Annotated in this window: 13 protein-coding genes; 3 read left to right on the top strand and 10 right to left on the bottom strand. The window is 39.1% G+C overall.

All coding sequences use genetic code 11. The annotated features are described in order from the left end of the window. Window positions 1-209 precede the first annotated feature (209 nt). The 7 genes from ACFSTH_RS14805 to ACFSTH_RS14775 all read right to left on the bottom strand — a co-directional run bounded on the left by ACFSTH_RS14805 (window position 210) and on the right by ACFSTH_RS14775 (window position 7436). Window positions 210-545 (bottom strand): hypothetical protein, encoded by a 336-nt coding sequence (locus tag ACFSTH_RS14805; RefSeq protein WP_377769157.1) that lies wholly within the window; start codon window positions 543-545, stop codon window positions 210-212. Further along, a complete protein-coding gene (locus tag ACFSTH_RS14800) occupies window positions 520-1290 on the bottom strand; it encodes a hypothetical protein (RefSeq protein ID WP_377769158.1) in 771 nt (256 codons plus the stop codon). The genes ACFSTH_RS14805 and ACFSTH_RS14800 overlap by 26 nt, the downstream gene beginning before the upstream one ends. A 48-nt stretch (window positions 1291-1338) precedes the next feature. Further along, window positions 1339-3300 carry a GTP-binding protein gene (locus ACFSTH_RS14795; protein ID WP_377769159.1) on the bottom strand — a complete coding sequence of 654 codons (1962 nt, stop codon included), beginning with the start codon at window positions 3298-3300 and terminating at the stop codon, window positions 1339-1341. A gap of 272 nt (window positions 3301-3572) precedes the next feature. After that, on the bottom strand, window positions 3573-4088 hold the full coding sequence (locus tag ACFSTH_RS14790; protein ID WP_377769160.1) for a gamma carbonic anhydrase: 516 nt from the start codon (window positions 4086-4088) through the stop codon (window positions 3573-3575). Window positions 4089-4145: 57 nt separating this feature from the next. Then, the gene (locus ACFSTH_RS14785; protein ID WP_377769161.1) at window positions 4146-4904 is read right to left on the bottom strand and encodes a class I SAM-dependent methyltransferase; all 759 of its coding nucleotides are present in this window, start codon (window positions 4902-4904) and stop codon (window positions 4146-4148) included. A 47-nt stretch (window positions 4905-4951) separates the two neighbouring features. Continuing rightward, complete coding sequence (locus ACFSTH_RS14780; protein ID WP_377769162.1) at window positions 4952-5923, bottom strand: BadF/BadG/BcrA/BcrD ATPase family protein; 972 nt, start codon at window positions 5921-5923, stop codon at window positions 4952-4954. A 217-nt stretch (window positions 5924-6140) separates the two neighbouring features. Then, complete coding sequence (locus ACFSTH_RS14775; protein ID WP_377769163.1) at window positions 6141-7436, bottom strand: galactokinase; 1296 nt, start codon at window positions 7434-7436, stop codon at window positions 6141-6143. A gap of 784 nt (window positions 7437-8220) precedes the next feature. Here ACFSTH_RS14775 and ACFSTH_RS14770 point away from each other — a divergent pair. Then, complete coding sequence (locus ACFSTH_RS14770) at window positions 8221-8856, top strand: pentapeptide repeat-containing protein (protein WP_377769164.1); 636 nt, start codon at window positions 8221-8223, stop codon at window positions 8854-8856. 77 nt (window positions 8857-8933) lie between these two features. On the opposite strand, the gene ACFSTH_RS14765 is transcribed toward ACFSTH_RS14770, so the two are convergent. Then, a complete protein-coding gene (locus tag ACFSTH_RS14765) occupies window positions 8934-12089 on the bottom strand; it encodes a beta-galactosidase (RefSeq protein WP_377769165.1) in 3156 nt (1051 codons plus the stop codon). 202 nt (window positions 12090-12291) lie between these two features. Continuing rightward, window positions 12292-12759, bottom strand: a complete 468-nt coding sequence (locus ACFSTH_RS14760; protein WP_377769166.1) for a GNAT family N-acetyltransferase — start codon at window positions 12757-12759, stop codon at window positions 12292-12294. A 90-nt stretch (window positions 12760-12849) separates the two neighbouring features. Here ACFSTH_RS14760 and ACFSTH_RS14755 point away from each other — a divergent pair, with 90 nt between their 5' ends. Next, entirely contained in the window at window positions 12850-13269 is a 420-nt protein-coding gene (locus tag ACFSTH_RS14755; RefSeq protein WP_377769167.1) for a universal stress protein, read from the top strand. A gap of 91 nt (window positions 13270-13360) precedes the next feature. Here ACFSTH_RS14755 and ACFSTH_RS14750 read toward each other — a convergent pair whose 3' ends face one another. After that, the gene (locus tag ACFSTH_RS14750) at window positions 13361-15571 is read right to left on the bottom strand and encodes an ATP-dependent helicase (protein WP_377769168.1); all 2211 of its coding nucleotides are present in this window, start codon (window positions 15569-15571) and stop codon (window positions 13361-13363) included. A 199-nt stretch (window positions 15572-15770) separates the two neighbouring features. Here ACFSTH_RS14750 and catA point away from each other — a divergent pair, with 199 nt between their 5' ends. After that, the gene (gene catA / locus ACFSTH_RS14745) at window positions 15771-16421 is read left to right on the top strand and encodes a type A chloramphenicol O-acetyltransferase (RefSeq protein WP_377769169.1); all 651 of its coding nucleotides are present in this window, start codon (window positions 15771-15773) and stop codon (window positions 16419-16421) included. Window positions 16422-16424: the final 3 nt, after the last annotated feature.

The raw sequence follows: 16424 nt of genomic DNA, 5'->3' as shown, positions 1-16424 counted from the left end.
ATTGAGTCATGATGAATCCCTCCATTGAATGTCGTCTCGACAACTTCATTCTAAAGGAAATAATTCATCATGGCTCTTCTTATTTTCTTCCAGATGCATTTTACACAATTATATGGACTTTACTGATCGGAATACAACTTTATACGAAAAAACATACAAACTTACCGTTTCATAAGTTAGATTCGAATAATACCTAATTATGGCATAGATTAACCATGTGGTCTGTAACTTAAAAACACTTGTAAATAACCATCTACAGCACTGTAGATGCCTTCGGTACTAATATTCAAAAAGGATAGTTTGCTTGCCCAGTCATCGCGTTCTTTATCTGCCAATTTGTCAGCAGCTGGATCGAATATATAACATAGAACATTAACATTAATCATCGACTTTCCGTTTTCTAAACGAATCCATTCTGTAGGAAGAATAATTTGATTTTTACTTCCCTCTATTGCTTTACCAGAGAAGTTCAATACCGCTGATTGACCGTTGTTCACGATAGTGGCTGTTTTTGTTTGCTTATCCCATTTGATCCCCCTCGACATGACCGCCAAATATATCATTTACAGGAATAAACGAAGATTCATAAGTAAATACAGTTCGCTTTCCTTGTTTGGACGCATGAAGTATAGATTTCGAACCAGGATACACTTCCAACGCACGATTACCAAAACTACCTAAATCTTTCTGCTTTTCTACATCTGGCGGTAGATTAAAAGATGAAATATAGATTTGCAATGTATCATCACTTTGAGTAACCGTTGTACTAATATTCAAAAAGGCTAGCTTATTTAGCCACTCGATTCGTTCTTTGTCGTTAGTGTCGCCACCTAAAATTTCAAACAGCTCCACATTATTTTCGAAAATATAACAAAGTACAGAGGCACTAATAAATGCTTTTCCTTTTTCCAAGCGAGCCCAGTTTGTAGGTAAAATAATTTGGTTGGCAGCAGGTTTTATTGTTTTTCCGGAGAAATTAAGCACTGCTTCTTGTCCATTTTTAATGATTTTAACGGTTTTCGAACTTCCATCCCACAGTATTCTATCTACTCGTCCACCAAAAATATCTTTGACAGATATAAAGCTAGAATTATAATTTACTTCTATCGATCCCTTTGGATTGGTTGTAACTAGTGCTGTTTTATTAGCAGGATAGACCTTCGTCGCTCGTTGGAAGAGGCTATCTGTTGGCTGACTAGCATGTACGGTAGAGAATGGAAGTAGTAGCAATAAACTCATAAGTACAACAAAGACCAGTTTGAAAAATTTCAATGAAGTTTGATATTTCACGATAATCCCCCTTAGTTGGTTTAAATGATAATAAAAAAATAAGACAATTCACCGCATAGCCAAATGCATCTTAGCTTCCGCTTCGTCCCACAAAACGGAATAGCCAGCCCCTTTGGAACAAAATATCGAAGAAGAGGTATAGAGCGGATCTGCTTCTTTACGATAACCTAACTGTTCGATCACTTCCTCCTTATTATGACACAGATCATAACCGCCAAATGTAGAGCGCATGCTACCTCGTCCATGTGTGATGGAAGCAAGCTCGATGCTGTAGTTCATAAAGGTTGACACAGGTACTCTTCCTGTAATAACTACATGGGTATCCAGCATTTCCGGTGGATCAAACGTACCTGAGGCTCGCTGAATATCAGACAATACCCGTCCCATTTCATCTATTCCCACTTTGATTTTGATGTCATAATATGGTTCTAGAAGCAAGTTACTTGCTTTCTCCAGACCCTGCCGCAGCGCCCGAAAGGTCGCCTCACGAAAATCGCCAGCATGGGTATGTTCGTTATGTCCAGCACCTCTTAACAACGTAATTTTCAAATCAGTAACAGGCATACCCGTCAGCAGTCCATGATGCTCCCGTTCATAAAGATGTGCCTCAATTAGCTTTTGGTAATTGATACTGAGGTCATCGGGATGACATACATTGGCGAATTGAATGCCACTGCCCCGTTCCCCTGGTTCAAGCAAAAGATGTACTTCCGCATAATGTCTGAGCGGTTCGAAATGTCCATACCCAATCACAGCGGATTGAATCGTTTCTTTATATAAAATTTGCGGTTGACTAAAAGAAATATTAAAGCCGAATCTCTCTTTCACTAGCTGCACCAGCACTTCTAACTGGATCAAACCCATCACACGAATATGAATCTCCTGCAAGCTCTCTTCCCAAACAACATTTAGAGATGGGTCCTCTGCATATAGCATACGAAACTTACCAAGTACTTGCTGTACATGAAGCGATTCGTCAAATTGTACTTTCGATTGCAACGTCGGCTCCGACTCGTAAACTAACTTATTTGTATATAGTCCTAAACCTTGTCCAGCCTCGGCTTCAGTCAAACCGACAACTGCAAACAAATCACCAGCTACCACTTGCTCCACCGGTTGCGATTTGTAACCGTTAAACAATAAGAGGCGTGTAATTTTCTCATCGTAGTGAATATCGCCATTCGTGTAAATAAGCTGTTCCCGTACCTTCAAATTACCGCTCATCGCTTTAATGAACGTTAGCCTTACTCCATTGGCATCATGACGAATTTTATAAACTCGCCCGCTAAAAGGAGCTGTCTCATCGTAAGATGATATCGTCAACAGATGCAGTTGCTCCAAAAATTCCTGTACACCGACATCCTGTAGTGCCGACCCAGAAGTAAAAGGGAATAGACGACCTTCTCGCACCATTTTCTGCAAGGAATTCAACCAAAAGGATTGCTCTTCCTTTCCATCTAAAAATGCATCTAATAGCAACTCATCCCGCTCCGCCATAATTTCTCGTAACGACTCACTGACGTAACCGCCTGCGAAACTTTCCGTAATGGAACAAACATCCCCGGTCAATTGTTGACGTATGTCTTCCATAGTTCTACTTACATCAGCTCCGCTTCGATCTACTTTATTGATAAAGAAAAAAGTTGGAATCTCATGTTTACGTAACATCTGCCAAACTGTCTCGGTATGACTTTGAACTCCTTCAACTCCACTAACAATAATAATAGCGTAATCTATAACTTGCATCGCACGCTCCATCTCAGGAGAAAAATCGACATGACCAGGCGTATCGATCAAATAAAAAGTGTCGCCTTTATAATCCATAACCGCTTGATCGGCAAACACCGAAATACCTCTTTCCCGCTCGATGTCGTGACTGTCCAGAAATGTATCTTTATGATCTACCCGCCCTCTCGAACGGATGTTATTCGTATGATATAGCAGTTGTTCCGCAAAAGTCGTCTTACCCGCATCGACATGGGCAAACAATCCGATAGTTAATCTTTTCATGATGTCCCCTTTCCGCACATTGCATATCTACTCCAATTAACTTTAATTTAACTCATCTCTATTGATTGCCCTCTTTTCAGCCATCCGGTGAACATTTCGAATACTTAGAATCCACGTTAAATATGATTTAGTATATATCTAATAGAAGAGAAATGGTACCCAATTTAAATCGTCTAATATTTGATATTGGGCTATGTAGAAAGACACCCTCTCGAGTGTCTTCTTGTTTCAAACTGGTTATGTTCTTATAAATTTAAATAATACACTTAATCCTACTTGTCAGCTGACTGTTTATAATACTGCCCTTTTTCCACATACGATTTTTGAATTCTCTCCATATCAGCATAATCTGCTTCCCGCAGTTCACGAACGACTTTAGCTGGTGAACCTATCGCTAATGTGCCCGGAGGGATTACTTTTCCAGGTGGCACTAAAGCTCCTGCACCAACCATAGCTTTCTCACCAATAACAGCTCCATCCATCACAATTGATCCCATCCCAACAAGCGCGCCTTGCTTAATATGGCAACTATGTAACACTGCATTGTGACCAATCGTCACATCGTCTTCAATGACCAATGGAATTCCCGGACTCTGATGCAAGGTTGCATTGTCCTGAATACTAACTCCCCGACCAATAATAGTTGGAGCAACATCTCCACGAATTACTGCACTGTACCAAACGCTTGTATACTCACCAATAACGACATCACCCGTAACTACTGCACCATTGGCAATGAAAACCGAAGAATCAATTTTGGGTACGCTATTTTTATATGGAATAATCATAGAATCCTCCCTCTATATACTAATACTTGTACCTATATTTAATTCTACAGTATACTTCTATTTGCTAGCTACAATTGTAAATTCCCATGGTATGTTTTCGTTTCGCCAACCACGATGCTCATCAAATTTCAGAAGCTTTAATCCGGTACCTATAACAGCATTTATTATTTCACTAAGAGTATAACTTTTGAGCAAAACATCCGGAAATTGTTGTTGTTCATGCTCATTAAAAATATGCTTATACGCTACATCCCCGCTATGTAATGCTGTATCAAAATAATTTTGCTGGATTTGATATTGGATTTTTGAATCGGCAACGATACACCTTCTTAAAGGATGAAAATCACTTAAAACCATTATCCCGTTATCTTGCAACATCGCAAAAAGAATAGACATCAATTTGTCAATATTATCGAAATAATGCAATATCCCTCCTTCTAAATAGAGCATATCAAATTGACCACGATACTTTTCAAGGTTGATCTCGTAAATATCAGTAACAACATAATTTATAGTTACATTGGCTGACTCCGCTAGTTCAAGGGCATATCTTTTATTTTCTTCCGAAATATCAAATACGGTTACATCAGCGCCTAACAAAGCTAACGGCACTGCTTTTCTTCCATTGGAACCACAAATGTTAGCAATCCTTTTTCCAGCGCATTGTTCAAAATATTGCTGATATTTTTTCAATTGCCCCGCAGGATTATCCATGATCTTTTTTGCTTTATTTTCAGGTGAGCCATCTCTTAAATGCCAAAATTCATACGCACGATGCTCCCAAGCTAGTTTGTTTTTCGCGCTTTGTTCCTTCATATTGGCAAGTCCTCTCTGTTTCATAATGCTAGTTCAACGTCTATATGCTATCTCGAGCTGTTCCATAATTTCAGCCTTTCAATCATCGGAGTAGTTACTGTCATTTGTAATTTTTGAAAAGCTAACAATATGCCACCAATAGCTGCAGGGAGCTCTGGTTCTATCCACTTATATTGTTTGTGAGCATTTGCAGATAGGGTAGAAATTAATACTTTTTTTATGTAAGGGTCATTAACAACGCTTCCGATTCCAGTTACTAATACTTGTTCTGAAGTGAACGTTGCGCCTAGCATTTGGATAGCAATACTCATTTCATAGACAGCTCGCTGACATACTCGCTGAGCAAGTGGGCTATTATTTTGTGCTGCTTTGGTCACGATTGGAGCCATCAATCCAAATACTCGCGTTCGCTCTTCTCGATCTGTTATAAAACCTTGTACTCCTAACTGCAACAGTTGCTCCAAAGCATCTACTTTAAAATACTGTAGCACTTGCGTTAAAAATAAACTATCTTCCTTCGCTACATTCCCTGCTATTATTTCATACACCGCTGCATAAGACAAAAACCTAGCTGCGCTATTAGCATACTGGTGAAAATCGTAATTAGTTACTTCTTTGCCACTATCGTTAATCGCAAATATTTTTGATCCTGTTCCCGATATAGCGACAATACCCGCTTCATTTAAAAATGCCCCCGCATGTGCAACATTCGTATCATTTATATGCCATTTGGGACATTCTAATTCTTCAATTTCAGTTAATCGACTCGCCCATTCCAAATCTTCTGGAGTATCCAGTCCAGCTATGCCAGCCACTAGTCCGATCACTTGTTGTGGAAGTAAGTTTGCTTGCTTCAATGTTTGTTGGATCGTTTGTTGTACGTTACTTGCCGCATTTATATCTTTGTATATAGAAGAAGCTCCTCCTTCGTTGTAAGCTAACACATTCCCTTCGCAATCGCTTACAACTACTCTCGTATAAGAACCTCCGCCATCAATCCCGATTATAACTTTCTTCATTTCCAATTCTCTTCTCCCCTTTTCACCAATACTATCAGAGCAAACAAAGACAGCTTCTATCATTAAATTAACCTCAAAAAAACAAAGGTTTTTCAGAATAACATATTCATTCTCGTTATATTCTGAAAAACCTTCTATTATTCAAAAAAAAAGAGGCTGGAAGAAATAATATATATCTTCCAACCTCTATATATAAAACCCCTGTTACTTTATTGTTTTAAGCTAATTCCTTTAATGCAACTGCACCGTATGGTCTAATGTTGACAATATACGTCGTTCCTTCTCCAACTTTATCTTCTATATAACGAACAAAGTCTGCTGTATGTTGTTTTGGTATATAGGCTTGAATGACACCAGCAAATCCACCACCGTGAACTCGGCAAGCACCTTCATTTATAGAAGCTAAATAAATTTCAGTTAAAGTTAGAGCATACGTAATAGGTTGATCTTTAGGCTTGTCTGCCACGTAACAATTTTGCAAATATTTCCATGAAGAGTTTCCGGATTCCGTCACTTTTTCTAAGAAGAAATGAAATTGGTTCATTTTTAATGCTTCGCTCATAACATCTACTCGCTCATTTTCTAACAAATAGTGAACGGCCCTTAGTATCGCACGATCGGTAAGTTGTGGACGAATTTCTGATAATTGAGCTAACAATTGATCCAACGTTACTTCATTCAAATAAGATTTTCCTAACGCTTCTGCCACCTGTCTCATCTCGTTCGGAACTGCGGCATATTCCTCGGTCAAGTTTGCATGATCTCCACCTGTTTGAACAATAACCATATCATACTGATCCATTAACGACTGCGATGGCACATATTTTATCTGTGGAATTTCGGGATCATTAAAATCAATCGTAATTAAACCACCAATGGCACATGCCATTTGATCTAATAGTCCGGAAGGTTTGTTCCAAAACTTATTTTCTGCATACTGCCCTAATTTAGCATAAGTGACACGATCCAGTTTTCCTTCATTATAGAAATGATTGATGATCGAGCAAAGCAGCATTTCAATGGCAGCCGATGAACTTAATCCAGATGCATTCACCACATCGCTAGTAATATAAGCGTTAAACCCGCCAACCTCATAACCAAAATCTAAAAATGCTGCTACCAGCCCTTTGATCAACGTAGTCGTACTCGGTTCATCCTCTTTCTCCAGCTTGTCCAAATGAACAATAAATGGCTCGGGATAACCTTCGGAATAAATAGTAATGGTGCGTTGTTCGCAAGGTGTTGCCGCTGCTATGGCATCCAAGTTAATGCTCGCCGCTAATACTTTTCCATAGTTATGATCCGTATGATTGCCGCCAACTTCCGTTCTTCCTGGTGCACTAAATAAACTTACTTTTTCTTCTCCAAAAGTGCTAGCAAAAGTTCGCAACAAATAACTATATCGCTTCACTTGATAGGCTATCTTTTGCTCATCCGCAGTATACAGCTTCTCCAATATCGCTTTAAAACTATTGCTTTCTATTTGCGACAACAATGAGCTTACCATTTCCATCCTATATCTTCCTTTCCTTGTTAACCGTCAATATTATTTTAGTATTCTAAAATAATGACAGATGATAGAGCTATTGACAATACATAATGACACACTTACAAATTTCCTGCTATTTTTGCTAGAAATATTACAAAACTTATTTTGTGTTTTTTTGTAAAAAAATTCATTTTTTGTTGTTACTTTAATTTTGATTTATTAAACTTTAAGTTGTTACAACTTAGGTCAACGATTAATAATTAGTGACTTACATAGGGCGTATATTGTGAAATTCAAAAACTTAGTTCCTGTAGTGATAGCTTTTTCACTTGTTTCAACAGCTATACCTAGTTTACCGATTGCTAAGCTCGTCCATACACAAAAAGCTTATGCAACTGTCTCGAAGGAAAGCAGAGAGGCGGATACTTGCCATTTAAGTCACAATTGTAAAGTTTCATACGATAAATCGTACAAAGCTTGTATTCCAAGCGTCTATCCAAGCCGATTTATACGTTTTATAGTATAAAGCTTGTATTTCACCCTCCTGTCCATGATCGTTTATACGATTTATCGTATAAAGCTTGTATTTCACCCTTCTGTCCATGAACGTTTATACGATTTATCGTACAAAGCTTGTATTTCACCCTTCTGACCATGACCGTTTATACGATTTATCGTACAAACTTTCTGTTGTTGCGTTATCTGCATAATCTCTTGTAACCTATCCCTTCTATGGTATACTATCCATTACTAACTCATTTTCATTAGCTATAAATAATGATAGATAACGATAGAAAGTAGGAGCGATATGAAATTAGTTGCGCCCAAAATTACGTCAGCACTCACTGATTGCGATTTTAACGATATATGGAAATCAGATGATACTTCACTAGAAGATTGTTCTATTCAAGACTCGGATGTTTCTCAGCAAATGATTGAAAAAGCCTACATAAGCCAGTGCATCATTAAAAATACAAAATTCACTGATTCCACCTTTTACCGAGGAAATATTTCTGATACTCGTTTTGAAAATTGCGATTTTTCTAATGTCACCTTTGATAATAGTTCGATCCATCGCGTAGAGTTTGTCAATTGTAAGTTGCTTGGGGCTAACTTCGTAGAAACGTACATTGGGCATGTTTCCTTCGACAATTCTATTTTACAGTTAGCTTCTTTTGCCACTTTGAAGTTTGAAAAAGTGCTTTTTCAACAAACGTCGCTAGAACAGGCTGGTTTTTTTGAATGCAAATGCAAAGATACTTACTTTCAAGCTTGTTCGTTACAAAAAGCTACCTTTGATCGAACGCCACTGAAAGGTATAGATTTAAGCACTTCTACCTTTACATCGATAACTATCGGATTGGAAGAGTTACGAGGGTGCAAAGTGTCTTCTCAGCAAGCCATTCAACTGGCATCGTTGATCGGTTTGCAAGTTGTCGATTAATACATAGTACAAAGAAAACCTTCGCTTCCACTACTATTCTGCGGAATAATAATGAAAGCGAAGGCTATTTATTTTATTTAGTTTGTCCAAACATGTTCATGTACCATTACTTCATCCGGACGATAGACAGCAAGTAATTTACCTTGTTTGTCCGTTGCAAATAAAACTGACCGATCATTTGCTAGTTCAAAGCTATATTGTTTGCCTGTTTCCGGATCAGCTACAGCAATCGTAGCATCAAATCCACTCTCAGAAACAAAGATATACAAGGAGCCTTCGGCTAACGTTACTTTTTCGCCGTAGACACCAGCAAGGTCGCCACCTTGTAGCCATTCCATACGTGGAGATACGTCAGCTTTGTTCAGCGCATAGCGATATAGTTGCTCCAACGTTTCTACTCGTTCATTTAACTCTACTGGTTGTGGACTCCAAATCAGTTTTCCCGCTCCCAGTTGTGCTTCAATAACGTTATCACCGCTATACTGCTGCTTGCCATCGCTCGTTACAGTAATTTCTTTTACTAATTCTGCAATTTTTCGACTACCATAAGATGCAGCTAAAGAAGTGCCATCGGGAAGAATTAGCTTTTCTTCTCGTCTCACATTATGCAATTGCAACGAGCCGACTAGTGCTTCCGTTCGCTTCGTTTGTCTCCAATAAGCATCCAAACTAAGTGGACCGCTCCACAGTAATGTTGCTCCTGTCTCTTGCACAATATCGAGCAATTGCTCAAAAGCTTTGTTATCAAAATTGTGCGCACTTGGGACGATAATTAGTTTCGCTTTATTCGTTCGCAAATCTTCTAGTTGATATTCCCCGATACCTCTCAATGGCATCTTCAACTGATAAGCCAGCGTGCGAACTGCTTGTGTTGTCGCTTGGAACGCAACTTTTCGATTAGAAAAATCATTGCTATAAGGAAATACAATGACGGTATCTTCTAGTTCACGACCTGTAAACAAATCACGGATAGATGCCATAAATTTACCGAAGTCATAAGACACATTTGCTTCCGGTTTTTCTGTTCCATCTGCACGCAACGCTCCGATATGTGATTCATTGGCATTGTCCATATAGAAGTTAGTATTCCATATCCACTGAACCGCTCCTGCTCCACCAGCTGCAAAAGAATACGCATATTTTCTTTCTAATATATTACGTAGCTCTAGCTCTGATCGCTTCGCTCTACCATCCGGTGTTTCTACATACATCATCCCTGTTTCTTGAATGACATTTGGTTTGTTTGGCGTTTTCGTGAAGACGCTATCCCATAGCAATTGATCGTTTAACCACCAGGAGTGAACCGTTGTATAATCGACGCATTCTTCATAAAATAATGGCGATGGACGCTGCGCTCCTAACCCTTCATCTTGTCCTACTGTAACCATATGATCCGGGCATACTTCTTTGATCGTTGCATATAGCTGGCTTGCCCAGCGGTTATGCATATCCATCGAGAACAACACGTAATCGAGCCATTTGCCACCTTTTTTCGCTTGTGCCATATCTTGAATATCAAAGTTAATTTCATTCGGCTCGGGAATTTTTACTTGCGCAAACGATGGTAGTTGTTCTGTTGTCATATTCCACTTTTCTTGTAGCACTTCAATCGCACCATGTTTCGCCTCTAACCAAGCCACATAAGCTGCGTGCTCATATGGATCATTGCATGTACGTGGTCCTCCAGAGAAAATACGGGCGGGATCGAACATCGATGGTTCATTAATTAAATCCCAATCCACATTTTTTGTCTGGCGATGGCGACTAACGATTGAGCGAATAAATCTTTTTTGTGCTTCTACACTCCGTGGATCTAAAAAGGGATTGCGTCCTTCCCACGTTTCTGGTGTAAACGAGAAAAACGTAAATGTTACTTGCAAATCATGCCGTTTGGCGGTTAACAAAAAAGCATCGATAGAGCGTAATGCTGCTTCGGACACATGCCCATCTACTTCCATCACATTGCGATAGGCTGTCCATATCCCTGTCCGAATCCAGTTAATACCTGCCTTGCTCATTTGCTCCATATCTCGCTCCCATACCGCTACGTTCGGCAACGTTAAAAATTTGCGAGCGACATCGCTAGACATGTATGTCATGCCAACGATCGGAAGTGGGCGACCATCTTTGCGGAAGTAATCTCGATCTGCCGTAACAACATTGCCGCTTGCTAACAATGCATCATCACGTCCCCAAAACCCTTGACGCAAATGTCTTGTCTCTCCTAAGTCGCTTACAAGTGAAGCTTGCAAACGATAGTAACCGTTTTCGATGTTTAGCGGTGCAGTTAAACGAATGATTTGCAATTCGGCATTAGCTTCAAGCGTAACGGTATGCTCATACAATGGTTCGCTTTCCCCATCTTTTTCAATCGTTACTGTAGCTGTCCATGCTGCCGCCTCTACTTGTCCGCCTTCTGTACTATCTGAGCCGGGTCGTTGAACCTGCAATGTCAGCTGTGGACGTTCGCCAATTTCATATGTCGCATAGTTCGGTTTCAACCACCACTCTGTCACGCCAGCAGCTACGAACTGATTCCAAACCGTTAATGCTGCAACTCCATCATTGTTCCAAAAAGCTTCCGTTAGTGGTTGTCCAACAAACATCCAGCGTGCGCCAGCAAACTCACCAAGTACCCGTTCCCACAAAATAATAGGTGCTGATAGTTGTCTTCCATCGCTGCCAATCCCTTTTACAAGCGGATAAACGCGAGCATCCATTGGACCTGCCGATCCCATCTCATGAGGTAAGTCACTACTTTTTGTTACATGAGGGACCAAGTTTAATACATCTGCTTGCTGGTCTAACACGTGAAGATAATTAGCTGCTACTGGTATCTCTCTCAAAGCTTCTAACTTAGTTACTGCATCCGCTTTCACTTTAAGCACTTCATGTATGCCTAACGACTGATGGAACGCTGTCTGCTCTGCTTCAATAAACCATGCTCCGCTTTCAGCTTGACGAACGGGATGTTTAAATGGTGCGCCACCGAGCGATAACAGTCCCATTCCTGCTTTTAATCTAGTAACAATCGTATTCCAAGCTGTTTTCGGAAAATAAGGAGCATGTAAATTAATAAAACTGTGTGGCTGTACCTGTAATAAAACTTCTTCTAGCTGCTGTGCATCGACAACAACTCCTATATCTTTCAGCGCTAACCATGTTTCTTGCTGCAATACATCACCAGTGATTGGAAAGGTTGGATCATAAAAAATAACAGTACGTTTATCCATATCCACAAAACATCCTCTCTTTTGTATAAGCTGACTATTTCTTTAAGCTAGAGAATTGCATACATTTTTGGTGATTTTTTCTCTCCGTATACGATACGTTGAATAATCTCTCCAAATCTCATCTTAGCATAGGACGGTTCGCTTGGGGAGTCATTTTTTTTAGATGTTCATGATTAGTCACATTCCAAATTTATCTACTGCATCATAGCCTCTTTCTCATATGTCCAACATCAATCGAACCGCCATCTACTGTCGTAAGCACTTCCTGTTCACATAATACAAAGCCACAAGCTCCGTACAACATCAAGTTCTTTTCTACTTTCATTCGTACTTTGCAATATAAGGTAGTTATATTGTTATTTTTCGCTACTTCTTCCAATCGATCCAGTAGACGTTTAGCAACACCTTGTCCTCTGCTTTCCGGTATCACTGATAAACGATAAAAGTACAATTCATCATCTAATAACTGGTATCTGACAGCGGCGATTGGGATGTTATCATTGTAGACTAATAGCGCTTGTTCTCCATTTTTCATCGCACTTTCAATCGATTGTACCGTTTCCTTTAATGCACTAGAGGGTGGATTCTCTACTTTATATTGTTGAAAAGCTGCCATCATCACTTGATAAATAATTACCGCATCTTCCATTGTCGCTTGCTGTATATTCATAACGTCACTTCTCTCTAAAAAATGGTATATTATATAGTAATAAAAAGTACTAATGTTAAATTAATATAATGAAAGTATGAGGTGTTGCATATGTACAAACGGATCATGTTAGCTGTTGATGGTTCCGACAATAGTGTTCGCGCTGCCGAACATGGTGCTTATATTGCTTCTATGGACAAAAATTGTACCGTAGAAATTGTATTAGTCGCTGATTTTGCCAAAGCGAAAAGCGAAGTGCTTCATGCAGGCGATCCAGCAGTACTGCAAATGAAAAGACGTAAACTTCTAGAACCGTTCGAACAATTATTTGCAGACCAAGCCACCTCTTATCACACCCACATATTACATGGCGATCCAGCGCCGACTGTAGTTGATTTTGCCAATAAATCGAACGTAGATCTCGTTATTGTTGGTAGTAGAGGGTTGAATGCTTTGCAAGAAATGGTTCTCGGTAGCGTCAGTCATAAAGTCGTCAAACGAGTAAACTGCCCCGTATTAGTTGTCAAATAGTTTAGCTTAGTTGTAGCAAAAAATAAATACTGAAAATCACTCACGAACTCGTGGAGCGATCTTCAGTATTTTTGACTTATTAACGCTGACTTTAGTCCGAAATTTCTTCCAATATTCCTCGATCCAAACAAATGGAAAGTGACAGCCGCTTTACTTCTTGCTTAAAACGAATTTCAATGGATGCATCATCCATCTCTGTAATTTTTCCTTGTCCAAAAACACGATGATTAATTAATTGACCGACTTTCAATAGCTCTTTATCCATAATTGCACCCGGAGCGGGTATGGTAGCAGCAGTTGTATCGATTACTTTTACCGTTTGACGTAAGCTACTATTAGAATGAGCTGCACTTGATGGAAACATAATATTGCGAACTGCTGTTACGAATATCGATTCTTCTAGCTTTTCCCCATCCTGTTTTTCATAGGTTAATAGCGTTAGATTTCGCTTTGCTCGTGTCATGCCCACATAAAATAACCGGGTTGCTTCTTCCATCTCTAATTCGTTCTGGCTCTCCCGCTTCGCTGGAATAATATTTTCTATCAAATCAATCATATATACTTGCTCAAATTCCAAACCTTTCGCACTATGGAGAGTAGAAAAAGTAACCGCATTTTGCCCCTTACGAAACTTCGCACTTTTCAGTTCTCTTTCCAAATATTTTAGCCGAGCTGCAAATTGCTCCATCGTCGTCAGTGAGCTTGCTATTTCTTCCAACGTACTTAGTATACCAAGCAAATAATCTTTGCGAAATCCAAGTCGCTCACACATTTTCTCAATGACTTTATCGTAGCCAAGACGCTCTCGAATAACCTGGATCGCATGTAGTGGCGGCATTCCTTTCATCTGCTGAAACGTTTCTTTGCTTTTTTCAATTTGTTTGTGTTGATAGTCTTGCAATGACACATGCTGCAATAAATTATCAAAAACCGACTCGCCATTTTGGATTGCTTTGACAGCTGTCATTTGTTGTTTACTAATATATCCGTTAAATTTCATATGAATTTTTTCTAAAATATCGGCTCGTTTGTCCGTAAACGTCATTCGCATAAAATTAAGTATATCTTCTACTACCCAATGAGAAAAAAAGCGATTATCGGCATCCTTCATATAAAATGGTATCCCTGCACGATCAAAAGCATTCATTAATGGGATGGATGATGTATTATTGCGATACAAAATAGCTACTTCCGATAAGTCTGTTTGTTTCCGGATTTCTTCTATGACATATGACGTTTGGGCTCGATCATCGGCTACGGTCACTAATTTTATTGGCTCAGCAGACGGATTTGTAGTAAACATATTTTTATTGTACCGCGTTTTGTTTCGTTTAATAAACTGATTCGCCACATGAACGATGTCGGTCGTCGAACGATAGTTTTGTTCCAAATATAAGATAACTGCTTGTGGATAAGTCGTTTGAAATGCAAGTAAATAAGAGGGCTCCGCCCCTCGCCAGCTATATATACTTTGGTCATCATCAGCAACAACACATAAATTATGATGTTTCGCTACGAGATATTCTACTATCGCATGTTGCACCAAGGAAGTATCTTGACTTTCGTCGGTGAGGAAATAATGATACTGCTGCTGATATTTACTTAATATCATGTTGTCTTGCTGCAAAGCCTCGTAAGCGATCACTAACATATCATCAAAATCTACTAGTATCCGCTGAGCTTCCGCTCGCTTGAACGACTCATATTCCCGAAAAATCCGTTCGGCTTGCGGTACATCAACACGCACTTTAGCTAGCTCTACTTCCGTTACCATTTTGTTTTTTATATAACTAATATAGGTCGTCAGTTCATCTAGCTGATCGTCCGTAATAGAATCGCCTACAACTGTTTTGTATAAATGACGTAATATCATTTTTTTATTTAATGGCAAATATTGCCCTTCAGTAACTTCCCATCTTTCCTTATTTTCATGCTCACCTTCTATAATATGAAAGGCAGTATTCCGTTTTCGCAAATAATCCCGCATCACTTCATAAGCTAAACTATGTATCGTCGAAAAATCAACCGGCTCGAGATCAGGAAACAATCGTTTAAACCGATCCAACATATCATTAGCTGCTGCTTTACTGAACGTTACCGCTTTAATCTTTGCTGGATGCACCGCTCGCTCTTCTATTAAATAACCAATCCGCATAATAATCGTCGTAGTCTTTCCTGATCCGGGTGATGCAAGTAAAAGTACTGGTCCATCGGTTTGTCGTACCACTTGTTGCTGCACTTCATTCAGTGCAACTCCAATTTCACTCTGCTTGCGCTCGAAGAAATCTACTTTCACTGTCATTGCTAAAATCCCTTTCGTCCAAACTCTCTATTACTGCTATAGTACAACATCTAACAATCTGATAGATAAATTTATACATTCAACTATTGCTAAGACTATATTATACTATAATCATATCAATAAGGATGTGTTAACTATGAAGCTCACAGTGAAGTTTGCCTCTTGAATGAACAGAACTACAAATTCAGGAGGCTAAAAAATGACATTTCAAACAATTAACATAGATACATGGTATAGAAAACCTTACTTCGAACACTTTTTGCATACGACACCAGCGACATTTAGTATGTGCGCTAATGTAGAAATTAGTTATCTATTGACAAAAGCTCGTACAGCAAACGTTAATTTCTATCCAATGTTCTTATATATGGTAACTAAAATTGTTAACGCTCATTCTGAATTCAGAATGGACTGGAAGGAAGATGGGCAGCTAGGTTACTGGGATAAGATGATGCCAAGTTACACCATATTTCATAATAACAGTAAATTATTTTCTAATTTATGGACGATATATGACGAGGATTTTTCTGTTTTTTATGCTAACTATTTAGAAGATATATCCGTATACGGCGCTATTGAAACGTTGCATCCTAAACCTAATGCTCCCAAAAATGGTGTACCAATTTCTTGTATTCCTTGGACTTCGTTTACTGGATTCAATCTAAACATTGCTAATGGTAGTTCCTACTTGTTACCTATTATTACTAGCGGAAAATTTTTTCAAGATGGCGAAAAAATATTATTACCACTAGCTGTACAAGTCCACCATGCCGTCTGTGATGGCTACCACGCCAGTTTGTTTTTCAACGAATTTCAACAATTGGCGGATAGTTGTGATGAGTGGTTGTAGAAA

This window comes from Paenibacillus yanchengensis, from assembly GCF_042684845.1.
GTDB lineage: Bacteria > Bacillota > Bacilli > Paenibacillales > Paenibacillaceae > Pristimantibacillus > Pristimantibacillus yanchengensis.
Note: the sequence above shows the minus strand (reverse complement) of the source record. Positions and strands in the feature narration are given on the sequence as shown.

Excerpts from the sequence above, each read along its gene's own strand:
- ACFSTH_RS14805 (WP_377769157.1), bottom strand. The coding sequence starts at position 545 with ATGTCGAGGGGGATCAAATGGGATAAGCAAACAAAAACAGCCACTATC.
- ACFSTH_RS14795 (WP_377769159.1), bottom strand. The coding sequence starts at position 3,300 with ATGAAAAGATTAACTATCGGATTGTTTGCCCATGTCGATGCGGGTAAG.
- ACFSTH_RS14790 (WP_377769160.1), bottom strand. The coding sequence starts at position 4,088 with ATGATTATTCCATATAAAAATAGCGTACCCAAAATTGATTCTTCGGTT.
- ACFSTH_RS14785 (WP_377769161.1), bottom strand. The coding sequence starts at position 4,904 with ATGAAGGAACAAAGCGCGAAAAACAAACTAGCTTGGGAGCATCGTGCG.
- ACFSTH_RS14780 (WP_377769162.1), bottom strand. The coding sequence starts at position 5,923 with ATGAAGAAAGTTATAATCGGGATTGATGGCGGAGGTTCTTATACGAGA.
- ACFSTH_RS14775 (WP_377769163.1), bottom strand. The coding sequence starts at position 7,436 with ATGGAAATGGTAAGCTCATTGTTGTCGCAAATAGAAAGCAATAGTTTT.
- ACFSTH_RS14770 (WP_377769164.1), top strand. The coding sequence starts at position 8,221 with ATGAAATTAGTTGCGCCCAAAATTACGTCAGCACTCACTGATTGCGAT.
- ACFSTH_RS14765 (WP_377769165.1), bottom strand. The coding sequence starts at position 12,089 with ATGGATAAACGTACTGTTATTTTTTATGATCCAACCTTTCCAATCACT.
- ACFSTH_RS14760 (WP_377769166.1), bottom strand. The coding sequence starts at position 12,759 with ATGAATATACAGCAAGCGACAATGGAAGATGCGGTAATTATTTATCAA.
- ACFSTH_RS14755 (WP_377769167.1), top strand. The coding sequence starts at position 12,850 with ATGTACAAACGGATCATGTTAGCTGTTGATGGTTCCGACAATAGTGTT.
- ACFSTH_RS14750 (WP_377769168.1), bottom strand. The coding sequence starts at position 15,571 with ATGACAGTGAAAGTAGATTTCTTCGAGCGCAAGCAGAGTGAAATTGGA.
- catA (WP_377769169.1), top strand. The coding sequence starts at position 15,771 with ATGACATTTCAAACAATTAACATAGATACATGGTATAGAAAACCTTAC.